The sequence below is a fragment of the Planctomycetota bacterium genome (genome assembly GCA_038746835.1).
GTDB lineage: Bacteria > Planctomycetota > Phycisphaerae > Tepidisphaerales > Tepidisphaeraceae > JBCDKH01.
In genome coordinates, this window is record JBCDKH010000016.1 from 1 (window position 1) to 15042 (window position 15042).

Sequence of the window (15042 nt, forward strand, 5' to 3'; positions counted from 1 at the left end):
CACCAATGGGTCAAGCGGAGCGGTCACAAAGGTCTTTCGACCTCACGACGCTGCGTCAAGATTGGGTAAAGGTGCCCGCGCGGTGCGGATGCGGAAACCCCGATAGACTCGCCCGCCCCCCCTCTCCCCATGACGCCCGTCCGACTCGACCACGTCACCAAACGCTTCGGCGAGACCGTCGCCCTCGACGCGACCAGCCTCACCATCGACGCCGGCGAACTCTTCTTCCTCCTCGGCCCGTCCGGCTGTGGCAAGAGCACGCTCCTCCGCCTCATCGCCGGGCTCCACGAACCCACCGACGGCCGCATCTACTTCGGCGAGCAGGACGTGACCGGCCTCGGCACCGAAAAGCGCAACGCTGTCATGTGCTTCCAGAGCTACGCCCTCTGGCCTCACATGTCCGTCCGCGACAACGTGAAGTTCGGCCTCGACGTCAAAGGCACCACCGGCGACGCCAAGCGACAGAAGATCGACGAGGCGCTCGAGCTGGTCCGCATGACCGAGTACGCCGACCGCAAGCCCAACCAACTCTCCGGCGGCCAGCAGCAACGTGTCGCGCTCGCGCGGGCGATCGCGGTCGAGCCGGACGTGCTGCTGCTCGACGAGCCGCTGTCGAATCTGGATGCCAAGCTGCGTCACGAGATGCGCAGCGAAATCCGCCGCATCTGCAAGACCAGCGGCCTGACGACGGTGTACGTCACGCACGACCAGAAGGAGGCGCTGAGCGTCGCCGACCGGATCGCGGTGCTGAAGGACGGCAGGGTCATGCAGGTCGGCAGCCCGGGCGACCTCTACCACCACCCGGCGACGGCGTTCGTCGCGGACTTCGTCGGGCACACGAACCTGCTCGATGGTGACGTGGCCGACGGCGTGTCGGTCGAGACGGCCATCGGCAGGCTTTCGACGCGGCAGACGGACCTGACGGGCAAGGTGAAGGTCAGCATCCGCCCGGAGCAGATGTCGCTGGTCTCCGACGCAGCCGCGGCGAACAAGCTGACGGGCGTCGCGAAGTCGACGACGTTCCTGGGCGAAGCGAGCGAGCACGACGTCGAGGTGGCGGGTCGGATGCTCCGCGCCGTCGCCGCGCCGCCCCGGTTTGATGTGAAGGAAGGGGACAGCGTGACGCTGGCTTTTGATGCGGAGGACGTTGCGGTGTTGCCAGGGTGAGGGGCCCGAATTGTCGAACCCGGACCCGAAGCTTCCGCTTCGGCGTTCTATTTGTTTCACACTCGTATCTTGGCTCGCATGACGACGCCGAAGCGGAAGCTTCGGGTCCTTTCAGTCGCAATCAATCTGCAGAATGCTTTCATCACCCCATATAGCAGCATCGCGCTCCTGCTTACAAACGATGTATGCGAAGCAAGCCTTCAGGTGCGAGAGATCGGTAACGGGCTTGGGGCTACAGCTCGAACTCCAGAGCCTTCCTGGCAGATAACTTTTCATCTCGAAGCTGCTGCCTATCTTGATGCCGCCCACGGTACGACGGACGTCTGCATAGTTGCCGGGATGGCGTAGTAGCAGGTGCGCGTGTGCGTCACCGACGCTCACCGAAGCGAGACTGACTTCTCGGCGAATGGCAGCGTCCCGGATCGCTTCAAGCGTCTTTGCCCGAAGACCTTCAGGAATTAGCACGGGTGGTGACGCACGTGACTTCGCGTAGCGGTGCAGTCCCGCATGCTCACCTGCAGGGGGCGGCGTTTTGTAGTCGCCACTCGAATGGACGCGGTGATCGTGATCGCGAAAGCCACGTGGGTCTCCGGGAAGCCAGCTGCAATGGGTGCCAAGGACGACGTGCCACCAGTTTCGGAACGGTGGTTTCACGGTTGCGAAGAATGTGAATGTGTCGCCGAAGCGGGAGCTTCGGGTTGTCGGAGGACCCGAAGCTTCCGCTTCGGCGTCGGGAGGTCAGTCAAACACAGGGCGCTTGGTATGAAAGTCGGTGACGGACTCGAAAAGCCGTCCGGCTTGAAGCATCTTGGATTCAGCAAAAGCCGGTCCGATCAGATGCAAACCGATGGGCAGCGGCTTCTCACCTGAGGTGAAGCCGCACGGCACACTCATCGAGCAGTTGCCGGCGATGTTGCTGGTGACGGTGAAGACGTCGCACAGGTACATGCTCAGCGGGTCGGCCGCCTTCTCGCCGACCTTGAAAGCCGGGAAAGGGCTCGTCGGGCTGGCGATGACGTCGCACTTCTGGAACGCCTGCTCGAAGTCTTGTGCAATTCGAGTCCGGACCTTGAGGGCCGTGTTGTAATACGCGTCGTAGTAGCCGCTGGAAAGGGCGTACGTGCCGATCATGATGCGGCGTTTGACCTCGGGGCCGAAGCCTTCTTCGCGGCTCTTGCTGAAGAGCTCGATGATGTCCTGGACCGGTTCGCTGGTGCGATGGCCGAAGTGGACGCCGTCGTAGCGGGCGAGGTTGCTGGAGGCCTCGCACGGCGCGATGACGTAGTAGGCGGCGATGCCGTACTCGGTGTGCGGCAGGCTGACGTCGACCACCTCGGCCCCGTGTTCCTGTAAGACGGCAAGCGCCGCGTCGAATGCGGCTTGGACTTCCGGATCGACACCGCCGGACTGCTCGGCGGCGGAGGTGAACTCCTTGGCGATGCCGATGCGGAGCCCCTTGGCACTGCCCGCCTGAACGAGCTTCTCGGCCTCGGCGACGAAGTCGGGCACCTCGACGGGCGCGGAGGTCGAGTCGAGAGGGTCGTGGCCGCAGAGAACGTTGAGCAGCAGGGCGGCGTCGCTGACGGTCCAGGCGAACGGGCCGATCTGATCGAGCGAGCTGGCGAAGGCGACGAGGCCGTAGCGGCTGACTCGGCCGTAGGTGGGCTTGATGCCGACGGTGCCGCAGAGGCTGGCGGGTTGTCGGATGGAGCCGCCGGTGTCGGAGCCGATGCTGCCGACGCAGAATCCTGCCGCCAGTGCTGCTGCCGAGCCTCCTGAGCTGCCGCCTGGCACGCGATCGGTGTCCCACGGGTTCCGCGTCGAGCCGAAGGCGGAGTTCTCGGTCGACGAGCCCATGGCGAACTCATCGAGGTTCGTCTTCCCGACGATGACGGCCCCGGCCTCTTCGAGCTTGCGGATGGCGGTGGCGTCGTAGGGGCTCTTGAAGTGCTCGAGCATCTTGCTGGAGCAGGTCGTGGTGCCCCAGCTGGTGCACAGGTTGTCCTTCACCGCGATCGGCACGCCCGCCAGCGGCCCGGTGACGCTCCCCGCATCGACATTGGCCGCTCGACGCAGCGCCCGCTGCGCGTCGGTAGAGACGAAGGCCTTGATGTCCTGGTCGTGCTGATCGATCGCCGCCAGCGCCGCCCGCACGAGCTCATCGCTGGAGACGTCCTTGGCCCGAATGGCGTCACGAGCGGCGAGAAGGGAAGGAAGAGGCATGGTGATCGCAGAAAGCTTGAAGGAGGAAGCTTGAAGCCTGAAGAGCCGAGCGTCGTTGCGGCAAACAACCGCACCCATCCGACCTTCAAGCTTCAGGCTTCACCCTTCAAGCTTTCCGGCCATCAGGCTTTACCCCGCCGAGTCTTCGTCGCCGCCGAGGACTTTGGGGACCTTGAAGAAGGGCGGGTCGCTATCGGGGGCGTTGCGGAGGACCTGGTCGACGGTGAGCGGGTCGCCGACGGCGTCTTGGCGGAGCACGTTGGTCAGGTCGGCCGCGTGGGCGGTGGGATCGACACCGGCGACGTCGACCTCGCGGATTTTGGCGATGTAGCCCAGGATCCCACCGAGCTGCTCGGCGTAGGGGTGGATGGCCTCGTCAGCGGGGGCCAAGCGGGCGAGCTTGGCGACGTGCCGGACATCGTCATCGGTAATGGCGGGCGAGGCGTCGGCCATGGGACCAGTTTTAGGCGTGGGCGCGGTGGACGGGATGGGCGGAGTGGATGAGTGGGCGTTGTGGGGTCTTGCGACTTGAGCCGGCTGGGGCGTTGGGGCGGTTATGGGGCGGTCTGAGGGGCTTTGGCTGGGGCGTCTGGCATTGACAGGCGCGGCGGCCAAGGTACAAAGGCGGGTCCGTCGGCCGGTCCGATGGGGCGTTGGAACTTCAGCGGGAACCTCCCGCGGGGTGACGCGTCCCAGAAGAGGCCGCCGAGGCTGCTGCAGAAGCCCGTGCCGCCGCCGGTGCCCAGTCACCGGACCCCGCCAGGCACTTCGAAAAGGGCTCTGCAACCCCATTCGCGGCAGGCTTCCACCACCCTGCCCTCCGGCACCTTCGCCTCCACCGGCCACGCCGCCCCAAGAGGCCTTCACGCCAGCTCCACCGCCACCATGTCGACGCCTCAGGATCTGTCTCGCTCGGCCCGTGTTCGTCCCATCGCATCCGTCCGGCGTCGGCTCGCCCGCGCGGTCCGTCGCGTGACTTTGGATCTCACCGGCCCGCACTCCTCCGCCGCTGGGCGCGCTGCGCTCATCGAGCGGCTCGAGGTGCGTCGCCAGCTGACGACGCTGTTTCCAGGCGACACCTTCATCTACTCCTCGTTTGACAACGAATCGCTGCCGGAAGACGCCGACGACTTCATCCCCGTCGAGTTCCGGGTCGAAGGTGACGCGGGGACCACCGTCGATGTCTTTGGCTCCACCGTGAGTGGTCAGCTCAGTGACCTCTCTGGGGTCATCGTCCGATCATCCACGGGCGAGATCATCAACGAGCGTGGCGGCCTTGGCGGCCGGATCGGTGCCCTGCCGCTGGTCCCAGACGAGCTTCTGTTCTTCTCCGAGTTCGGGACCATCCAGAACTACAGCGCTTCCGATCTCATCGGCTTCGACGTGGGCAGCGACATTCGCCTCGCGCCACAATCGGCCCTTGCAGTGTCGAGCCTGGCGACCAACACCAACGGCGACACCTTCGGCCTGCAGCTTTCCGACGATGATGGCCTGGGTGGGCCACGCCTCGATCTGCTCATCTTCAACACCGATCGCACCGACTTCGATCCGCTCGCTGAAATCTTCGGGATCGGCGACGCCAGCCGGACCCCAGGAAACCCCGGTTTCGATCCTGTGGATCGCGGCAATGTCGGTGATGCGATCTTCGTCACCGACCTGCGCGACGACGTCATCGCAGCCGCCAATGCCGCTCCCGAGCTCGATCCCACGGCGCTCGACCCGATGGCGGACCCATTAGCGCTAGACGACGTCGTCTCGATTTTCGGGGCCGACTTCCGGTCGACCGATCCCGACACGCTGGTCGCCGGCATCGTCATCAACACGCTCCGACCGGATCCCGACGGCGACGACGAAGACGGCCCGGCCACCGCAGAGGTCAACGTCCCCGCCTTCTTCGAGATCGACATCTCCGACCTGACGGCTCCCGTCGTCAGCTATCTCGGCAGCGGCTTCTCCGCGGAACAAGGCCAAGACGCCGACGATCTGCAGGCCGAGATCACCGCCTTCACGTTTGTCGAGAACGGGCTCGACGAGATGGGCGACCCGATCGCGGACAGCCTGCTTCTGCACGGCACCTTCCGTGATCGGACAGGTGAGGGCGGCGAAGCGACGGCCGTCCGTGCGACCACGGGCGTCGTCCTTACCGACGGTGCGACAGGCACCTCGTTCGTGTCGCAGGCGGGCATTCGCGAGGTTGTGCTTTTCGAGGAAGTCGTTGCGGTCACGAGCCTCGAGTACCGGCCGACGGACGGACTCGTCTACGCACTGAGCGAGCCAGGCGACGATCAGCAGTTCTTCAATTTCGATCCCAACTTCAACCCTGAAAACGAAGACGAGCTGCCAAACTTCGTTGGCGGTGTTGCCGGTTCGTCTGATGAAGACGACATCCGCGGCGAGATGCTCGACTCGCTCACCTTCGATCCGACGCTGTTCGATCCGCTGCTCGACGACGGCGACGGCATTCCCGAGGCCGGTGAGATTGGGACATTCCTCAGCTTCGATTCCGAAACTGACGAACTGCTTCAGATCGACGTCCGACCCCGCGGTGTTGGTGGTGCGTTGTCGATCTACAGCGTCGTTGTCAACGACGGCACGCTCGACACGATCATTGCCGTCCAGCCGATCGAGTTCGAAGACGACGACGACACCGAAATCAATGAAGAGGCCGATGTGGCTTTGACGTCGACCACCATCGACCGTCTGGGCTTCACAGGGACGTCTGGCACACTCTCGTTCTACGGCGACGATTCTTCGGCGGTCTCGCCGGATGGCAGTGGCCTGCTGTTCCTCGGCCTGAAGTACGTCGTGACGCCGGAAATGGGCGATCCGTTCGTTCAATCGGTCGCCAGCCTCGATCCCGAAGACGGAACCGAAGGCACCAGCCTCTTCACCGGCCCGCTCTTCGATGGTGAGATTCGGCCCGGCCTGTACGTGGAGGACTCGTCACTCGGCGTGTTCAACTTCGCCGGAACGGTGACCGGCAATGTCCGCATTGAGGGTGCTCTGGGTGAGTTTGTCGCCGGACAGATTCTGACGGGCAACGCGCTTGGCAATTTCACGTCAACCGCGTCGAACACCGTGTTCGAGTCAGCGCCCGTCTACCAGGAGCAGAACTTCGCCGTCTTCGGCGATGTCGACAACATCGTCAGCATCGGTTCGATCGGCGACAATGAGGTCGGCGGAGCCATCGACTTCTCAGAGGTCGGTGCACCCGACAGTCAAGCGTTCTCCAGCGGGACCGACATCGCCATCGCCGGACGGGTCGGTGCGATTCGCAGCACCGTCGGCAGCGTCTCGGCCACCATCGAAGTCGTCGGCGACGTCGAGCCCGAGGACGGCTTCATCGCGCCGACGCTCTTCAAGACAGGGCGCGACGTCTACCAGGAACTTGAGCTCCAGGTTCAGCCCGACGGCGACAACATCGGGCAGCTCTTCCAGCAAGGCGAGGTCATCACCGGGTCGTTCTTCAACGATTCCTTCACGACGTTCGAGCCCGTCGGTGCGCGGCCCGACGGAACCCTGACCATTCAGGGCCTCATCGACACCACCTCGACCAGCGCCGCATTCGACGACTTTGTCGACTACTTCGGCGTCGGCTTGGTCGCGGGACAAACCGTCACGGTGGACCTCGACTTCTTCGGGAATCCGCTCGCCGTCGGCATCTTCGATCCCGACGGTCGGCTTGTCGCGACGGACTTTGAGGACAACCGCCCCTTGGACGTCCTGGGCGCGCCCTTCCAGTTCACGACCAAGACGGCGGGCAACTACCGCATCGCGATCGGCTACGCCGCCGCACCGGGCTTCAACGACGGTGCAGGTCTCAACGGTCTCATCGTCACCGGATTCTCCCCGTACGAGCTGAACCTCGAGGGTCTGGGCGACATGAGCGTCGGCGGCATCGTCGCAGCTCAGCGCATCTACGCGGGTCGCCAGCTCGGCACCGTTTTCTTCTCGAAGGCCAACGTGTTCGACGGCGTCTTCGACACCATTCGCATCCGGCAGGACGACCTGGGCATCGTCGACGCCAGGAACGAATCCTTCACCGAGGTAGGAATCCTGCGTGTGACGCAAGGCAACCTTCGCCACCTCGGTGGAAGTGGCGTCGGCGGCCAGGACGTCGGGCCTCTGCTCGATACCCGCGATGCCAACGTTCGCGTCGGCTTCAGCATCGGTCGAGTCGAGGCGACCGGTGTCGCAGGCGATGCCGCGTTCTACGGCGGCGATGTGTTCCTCAACTTCACTGGCGTCACCACGTTCACCGGCGAGATCGACCTCACCCAAGTTGCCGCCGGCGATGACATTCAGGTCATTGAGGCCGAACGAGACGTCTTCGGCAACTTCATCACTGGCCGCGGCATCGGTTCGATCGCTGCGGGTCGGAATTGGGGCAACGAGAACCTTGGCATTCTCTCCCGAATCTTCGTCAACGTCGACGACATCAACGACGACGGCTTCGTCGATCTGCTCAGTGTCGGCGGTGATGTCGGCGGCGGCGACACGACCGCAGGCGGCGGTGTCATCGTCGGCGGCCCGGCAATCGACGTCGGGACCAACGGCAACTTCCGCTACTTCGATGTCGGTGAGAACGCCTCGGTCCTTCGCGACCCCCAGTTCGGTACCTTCCCGACCAACCAGTACCAGGAAGTGCCGCTCGGTGAGAGCTTCGAGTACACCGACGACTCCGGTACACGCGTCCGCATCTCGACGGAAGAAGGCGAGCCGGATCCCGCCTTTGACATCACCTTCAACCCCTTCGACATCCCGATCGTCGGTGCCGGCCAGCTCGAGGTGCTCACCTACCCGGTGCGTAGCGGTGGCAGCATTCTCGTCAACGTCCGTTCGACACGTAGCGTCGGCGTTCAAACGCTTGATCGTGGGCAACGCGCAACCGCCGAGGTCGGCAACATCTTCCTCACCGGAACCAATGGCAGGCCGGTCCTGTTCGAGGTCGACAACGACGATCCCGGCTTCGACGACGTCGACCAGACCGTGGTCTTCGGCGCGGCCCAGGACCTGCCATTCGACTTCAACAACCCGAATGCCGACCTGAGTCCGTTCGACGATTACGAGGTTCGCCTCGCCGGGCGAAATGTCGACGTTTTCGGCGTCAATCAGACCGGTGGCGGCGACGGACGCGTGACGCGGATCGTGAACGATTCGGACGGTGAAGTTCTCGACACGCGACTGACCAGCGTCGGGCTCATTCAGGCCGAACGGGTCGGCATTGCTGAAACGCGTGGATTTGCCGACCTTCAAGTTGCCCAGCCTCTCCTGGCCGGCAACTTCCCGTTCGATCAGAACCCCCACATCATCGCGGTGGAAGGTAGCATCGGCAGCATCGTCGCCGACACGGTCGGCAACGTCTTTGCCGGTGTCGATCTGGGCATCGGCGTGACCGAGGGTGTCACCTTCCTCGCTGGCGCCGTCGAGGATGGTTTCGACGACGCGGCTGGTGACGGGATCAACAGCCAGCTCTTCGTAACTGCCGACGGCGACGTCGATGAGTTCGCGTTTGCCCGCATCGGCGAGCCGCGCGGCGTGATCGGCTCGATCCGTGCCGACGCGTTCGGTGGCGGACGATTCGAGCGAGACCAGTTCGGCTTCGGCCGAGACGACGAGTTCCGGTTCGAAGGCATCGCCGGCCCGATCGTCGCAGCGACGCCGGGCACGCCCGAGTCCCAGGGCGAGATTCGTTTCGTCGACATCGGCGAAGGCATCGCCGACGACGGCAGCGGCACGATCTCCGGCGGCGGTCTCTATGCCGAGACCTTCATCCTTACCGTCTTTGGTGACGAGGGCGCGAACATCTATGGCGACATTGTCGCCAACGAGGTCAATCGCGTCACACTCAACGGCGGATCGCTCATCGGGGCCGACATCCTTCAGGCCGAGATCGCCGAAGGTGGAACGATCGGCCAGATCGACTTCGGACTCGCCCGCGAGTTCGATCCGACGGCGACCGTCGTCTTTGAGTTCGCTGACACGGAGAACAACCCGGTCTTTGAGGTCGACCTGATCGAACTCAACGGCGGTGGCATCATCGGCTCGCAGGTGCAAGGCTCTGACGTCGACCGAGTTGTCGTCAACGACGGCTACGGCATTCTGCGAAGCAACGTCTCCGCCATCCTTGATGACTCAGTCGTCAACAGGGTCTCTGTCGATGGCCTTGGCATCCGCAACTCGCAGATGACGGCTGGCCTGAATATTGGCAGCATCTCGGCTTCGGGCGACCAGACGCCGATCGACGTGAGCCAGTTCGATTCGACTGTTCGGCTGTCTGATCAGGGGTTCACGTTCAGCCCGTTCGACGGACGCCAGATTAATGGTGCAAACGATCTCCGGGTGGCCATCGGTCTTCCCGCCGATGTCAACATTCGGCCCGTGGTCACGGCCGACGGCGTGATCGAGAACCTCATCCTCACCGCCTCGCGAGACCTCTCGTCCTACTCAGCCTCGGTCTCACGCAGCAACCCGAACACGATTTCGGTGCTGCCTGGATTCGAAGACGACACCGCCGCCATCGGCACGGGCAGTCTCGCGAGTGAGGCCTTCCCGAACACCGTTTCGGTCGGTCGCAATATCAGCGACTACGACGTCGACGACTTCCTCGGCTTCCGCAGTGTCTCGGGTGAGATCAATCGACTCGACGCGTCGGATGAGGTCACGAACGCTCTGTTCCGAGTTTCGGGTCGAATCCAGGACACGCGCGTCGGCGGACTATTCAACAGCAACGCAACGCTGCGAGCTGAAGGCCCCGACGGCAGCATCGGCCGGGTGCAGGCTGGCGAGCTGCTCGGCACGGTGCGGGCTGATATCGGTATCGAAGAGATCGTCGTTGACGGTGACCTCGGCTCGCCGAACGCGGCACCGATCACGTCCGACGACCCGTCGCTGGCCAACGTCCGTGCCGGTGGCTTCGGACAGGCCGACGCACCGATCCTGCGACTCTTCGTCGGTGGCGACGTGCTCACCGGCACGTTCATCCGGGCGACCGATCAGATTGAGGATCTGACGATCAACGGCGACATCCAGGTTGGTGCTCGCATCCAGGCCGAAGAGATCGACTCGCTCGATCTGGGCGGATCGAACTTCGGCACCATCATCCGCTCCTGAGCGAGCACATAAGTGGTCGACCGGGACACCATCTTGCCGCCGCGGAGCTGGAGCTCTGCGGCGGCTTTCTTGTTCGCTACGCTCGGCCCGATGGACGCTGGTTGGGACGAGGTGCAACAACGACTGCCATCCGTGGCGGCGGTCTTCGAGCAGGGGCTCGACGAGCAACATCCCGGCGTGCAGGTTTACGTCTCGCTCGACGGAACGCCGATCGTCGATGCCGCACTCGGGCAGGCGCGGCCGGGCGTCGAGCTGTCGCCGGACCACCTGACGCTCTGGATGAGCGCCGGCAAACCGCTGGCGGCGTACCTCGCGGCACGACTCGTTGCTGACGGACGCCTGTACCTGAGCGATCGCGTCGAAGACCTCGTTCCCGCCTTCGGAAGCGGCGGCAAGGAGGCGATCACCGTGCGTCATCTCCTGACGCACACCGGCGGATTTCGTCAAGTGTCGAGCAACTGGAGCCCGTCGCCCTGGGCCGAGGTGATCGAGCGCGTCTGCGACGCGGCGCTGGAAGACGACTGGATTCCCGGCGAGACTGCCGGCTACCACGTCGCCAGCGGCTGGTACATGCTGGTCGAGGTCTGCCGCGTCGTCAGTGGTGTCGACGCGACGGACGCGGCGATCTCGGCGATGTTCGATCGCGATGTGCTCGGGCCACTGGGCATGGAGCGGTCGCACGTCGGCATGTCGCGGCATCGCTACATCGACTACGGCGTGGAGTCGGCCGTCTCGCTGGACATGAGCAAGACACCCGCGTCGCCGGTGGCTTTCCCGAACAGCGAGAAGGGCCACGTGCTCTGTCGCCCCGGCGGCAACGCACGCGGGCCGGCGCGATCGCTCGGACGCTTTTACGAGCAGCTCCTGCGCGATCGCGGCGAAATGCCCGGTGATGCGATCCTGCCCGGCGAGATCGCCCGCGAGTTCACCACTCGCCAACGCGTCGGCCGACGTGACGAGACGTTCAAGGCTCAGATCGACTGGTGCCTGGGCTTCCTCGCGGCCGACGTGGAAGGGCGACGGATTCCGTACGGTTATGGGCCCCACGCGTCGCCCGATACATTCGGCCACAGCGGCAATCGGTCGAGCTGTGCCTTCGCCGATCCGGCACACCGGCTGGTCGTGGTGTGGGTGACGACGGGCCTGCCGAGCGAGCTGTTGCATCAGCGTCGGCAGCACGCCGTCAACGCCGCGATCTATGGGGATCTGAATCTGGCGAGCGGTTAAGCGGCCCCTGCGGCAGGCCGATTCGGGGAGAGAAGCGCTTCCCCCTGTCGCACCGCCACGTGATTCGTCCCACCACGCAGCCACAGCTTAGTGTGCCGCGTCAGCCCGAAGGCTTGACGCCGGCCCAACGCACGCCCGAGTTCGTCGGCCGCCTTCTCGCTGCAGCCGAGGCGATGAAGAGCGAGCTGGAGAACCTGCGCGAGCAGGCCGACGCCCGTCGGTATCACCTGGAGCAGGTCGACCGCGAGCTGCGCCTCGCCGCCAAGCTGCAGGGCGACTTTCTCCCGGCGGCCATGCCTCTGGTCGACGGCATGACGTTCCACAGCTTCCATCGCGGCGTCGGCCACGTCAGCGGTGACATGTTCGGGGTCGATCGGCTCGACGAGCACCACGTCGGTATCCACCTCGTCGACGCTGTCGGCCATGGCATGCCGGCGGCGCTCCTGGCGATGTTCCTCGGCCATGCCATTCAGCCCAAGGTCATCCAGGAGCACGGGTACGAGCTGCTCCCGCCGGGCGACGTGCTGAAGGCACTGAACGCCACGCTCTGCAACAAAGGCCTGTCACACGGCTTCTTTGCGACCGCCCTCTACGCCAAGGCCAACGCCGCCACGGGCCAAGTCGATTTCGCCCGCGCCGGCCATCCGCTGCCGATCCACATGGCCGGTGACGACGTCCGCTACCTCGGCGGCGACGGCGCGCTGCTCGGCGTGATCGCGGACGAGGAGTTCACGCCCGAATCGATCCAGCTTCAGCCGGGCGACAAGCTCGTCTTCATCACCGACGGCGCCGAATGTCTGTTCGCCGACGACCGCTATGGCGACCAGGACGCCTGGCTGGCCGCGATGACGCAGCGGCGCGACCTCTCCGGCACAGAGTTGATCGCCGAAGTGGCCCGTCAGTGTGAAGCGACGAGGCCTGATGACGATGTGACGGTGGTCGTCGTTGAACGCTGCTAACGAGCCGCATTCGTGACATCCAGCCGTGGAAGATCGTGTAGACTTGCACCAGTCATGACCGCAACCGCACCCATGCCGGCCGGCAGCGTTTCGGCCGATGCTCGAATGACTTTCGAGGAGTTCGAGTCGAACCCAGACCTCAAGGGGTTCGAGCTCGTCGACGGATACCTCGTGGAAAAAGAAGTGGGACTACTCGAAAGCAGAAGCGCTTCGAAGCTGCATCAAGTCCTTCGCGAGCATGTCGAAGCACATCGCCTTGGTGATGTCTTCGATAGCGAGGCGATATATCGCTGTTTCGACGATCCTTCGCGTGGACGCAAACCCGACCTCAGCTTCATTGCCGCTGGCCGGCTGACGCAGGAGGACCTTCATCGCGGTCACAGCACCATTCCACCCGATCTCGCGGTGGAGGTCGTCTCGCCGAATGACGTTTACATCAAAGTCATCGCCAAAGTCCGCGAGTACTTGCAGGCCGGCGTAAAAGTGGTCTGGCTCGTGAACCCGCGTCAGCAGGAGGTCGCCGTCTACTTCGACGACGGCCGCACCGTCAGCCTTTCGGGCGACGACCGCCTCGATGCAGGCGACGTGTTGCCAAAGCTGTCGGTGACAGTCGGCGAGATCTTCGCCGACACCACGGCGTGATCTGCCTGGAACGGGACCCTTTGGCCGTCACGATCGACATTCACTGGCACCTTGATGATCTGAAGCGTTACGACTTGGAGTACGCGGCACTTGACGTCCAGGAGATCCTGTACTTCAAGCACCTCGACGGTGAGCGATGGACCTGCGACAACCCGGACGGTCTCCTCGAGACGTACCGAGTCGTCGCACGGAACGCCGTCATCGCAACGAGGCTCGAGAAGCTACTCGACGAGCTCTTCAAGCAGCCATGTCTTCACCGTCTGGCGACGGTGAAGCGGATCTGATCGGACCGTTGCTCAGAGATGAATCGCCCGCCCGTCCGCCACGCCGGCGGCTTCCATGACCGCCTCGGAGAGCGTCGGGTGCGGGTGCATCGCCTCGATGATCTCGGCCTCGGTCGCCTCGAGCTTCTTGGCGACGACCATCTCGGCCAGCAGCTCCGTCACGTGCTCGCCGACCATGTGGACGCCGAGCATCTCGCCGGTGTCGGCGTCATAAATCTGCTTGACGAAGCCGTCCGTCTCGCCCGCGGCCAGGGCTCGGCCTGAGACGCTGAAGGGAAACTTGCCGACCTTGAGCTTCCGGCCGGTCTCGCGCGCCTTCTTCTCGGTCAGGCCCATCGAGGCGACTTGCGGGTGCGTGTACGTGCACCCGGGAATGTTGTCGTAGTCGACGTGGTGGTCGCTGTACTCGAACATCCGCTCGACGCAGTAGACGGCCTCGTGGTGCGCGACGTGGGCGAGCCACGGCGGGCCGATGACGTCGCCGACGGCCCAGATGCCTTCGACGTTTGTCTTGTAGTTCGTGTCGACCTTGACGTGCTCTTTGACGATCTCCACGCCGACCTTCGGGTCGAACAGGCCGTCGATGTTGCCCGTCACGCCGACGGCCAGCAGGACCTTGTCGGCCTCGATGAGCTTCTCACCTTTGCCCTTGCTCTCGTCGGCCGGCACGACGGTCAGCACCACGCCTTCGGCACTCTTGGCGACCTTGGTCGTCTTGCTGCCGAGCATCAGCTTGATGCCGCGCTTCTTGAACACACGCTCCAATGCGATCGAGCAATCCTCGTCCTCGTTCGGAAGCAAGTGCGGCAGGAACTCGACGATCGTCACGTCGGTTCCCATCGCGTTGTAGAAGTCGGCAAACTCACAGCCGATCGCACCGGCCCCGATGATCGCCAGCGTCTTGGGCTGCTCCGGCAGGTTCATCGCCTCGCGCGACGAGATGATCTTGTCGTGATCGATCTCGATTCCTGGCAGGTTCTTCGGCTTGGCACCGGTCGCAATCAGGATCTTGTCGCACTCACTGCTCTCCGTCTTGCCATCGCTGGTCTTCCATTCAACCTTGTTTTTCGCGACGACCTTGGCTGTGCCCATCTTGTGGTCGACCTTGTATTTGCTGAACAGGTGTGCGATACCCTTGTTGAGCTTGCCGGCGATGGCTCGGCTGCGCTTGATCGGCTGGTGGAAGTCGACCGCCATGCCGTCAAACGAAACGCCGAACTCGCCTGCGTGGTCGCGTGCCTGACGCACGAAGGCCCCGGCGTCGAGGAGCGCCTTGGTCGGAATGCAGCCCCAGTTGAGACACGTGCCGCCGAGATTTTCCTTCTCGACGCAGAGGACGCGCTTGCCGAGTTGTCCGGCACGGATGGCCGCGGCGTAGCCAGCTGGGCCGCCACCGATGACGATGAGGTCGTACTTCTTGGGCATGT

General features: G+C 64.2%; 9 protein-coding genes. 6 read left to right on the forward strand and 3 right to left on the reverse strand.

Features of this window, described 5'->3' with window-relative positions:
* Positions 1-129: 129 nt before the first annotated feature.
* Entirely contained in the window at positions 130-1167 is a 1038-nt protein-coding gene (locus tag AAGI46_03260; GenBank protein ID MEM1011223.1) for an ABC transporter ATP-binding protein, read from the forward strand.
* Between the two features lie 738 nt (positions 1168-1905).
* Here the strand turns inward: AAGI46_03260 and gatA are convergent.
* Positions 1906-3390, reverse strand: a complete 1485-nt coding sequence (gatA, locus tag AAGI46_03265) for an Asp-tRNA(Asn)/Glu-tRNA(Gln) amidotransferase subunit GatA (protein ID MEM1011224.1) — start codon at positions 3388-3390, stop codon at positions 1906-1908.
* A gap of 129 nt (positions 3391-3519) precedes the next feature.
* A complete protein-coding gene (gatC, locus tag AAGI46_03270; GenBank protein MEM1011225.1) occupies positions 3520-3843 on the reverse strand; it encodes an Asp-tRNA(Asn)/Glu-tRNA(Gln) amidotransferase subunit GatC in 324 nt (107 codons plus the stop codon).
* A gap of 519 nt (positions 3844-4362) precedes the next feature.
* Here gatC and AAGI46_03275 point away from each other — a divergent pair.
* From AAGI46_03275 to AAGI46_03295, 5 genes are all read left to right on the forward strand, one after another.
* On the forward strand, positions 4363-10503 hold the full coding sequence (locus AAGI46_03275) for a hypothetical protein (protein ID MEM1011226.1): 6141 nt from the start codon (positions 4363-4365) through the stop codon (positions 10501-10503).
* A gap of 90 nt (positions 10504-10593) precedes the next feature.
* Complete coding sequence (locus AAGI46_03280) at positions 10594-11730, forward strand: serine hydrolase domain-containing protein (GenBank protein MEM1011227.1); 1137 nt, start codon at positions 10594-10596, stop codon at positions 11728-11730.
* 59 nt (positions 11731-11789) lie between these two features.
* Positions 11790-12689 (forward strand): PP2C family protein-serine/threonine phosphatase, encoded by a 900-nt coding sequence (locus AAGI46_03285; GenBank protein MEM1011228.1) that lies wholly within the window; start codon positions 11790-11792, stop codon positions 12687-12689.
* 54 nt (positions 12690-12743) lie between these two features.
* Positions 12744-13331, forward strand: a complete 588-nt coding sequence (locus AAGI46_03290) for a Uma2 family endonuclease (GenBank protein MEM1011229.1) — start codon at positions 12744-12746, stop codon at positions 13329-13331.
* A gap of 20 nt (positions 13332-13351) precedes the next feature.
* Positions 13352-13615 (forward strand): hypothetical protein, encoded by a 264-nt coding sequence (locus AAGI46_03295; protein ID MEM1011230.1) that lies wholly within the window; start codon positions 13352-13354, stop codon positions 13613-13615.
* Positions 13616-13627: 12 nt separating this feature from the next.
* On the opposite strand, the gene lpdA is transcribed toward AAGI46_03295, so the two are convergent.
* The gene (gene lpdA, locus AAGI46_03300) at positions 13628-15040 is read right to left on the reverse strand and encodes a dihydrolipoyl dehydrogenase (GenBank protein ID MEM1011231.1); all 1413 of its coding nucleotides are present in this window, start codon (positions 15038-15040) and stop codon (positions 13628-13630) included.
* Between the last annotated feature and the right edge of the window lie 2 nt (positions 15041-15042).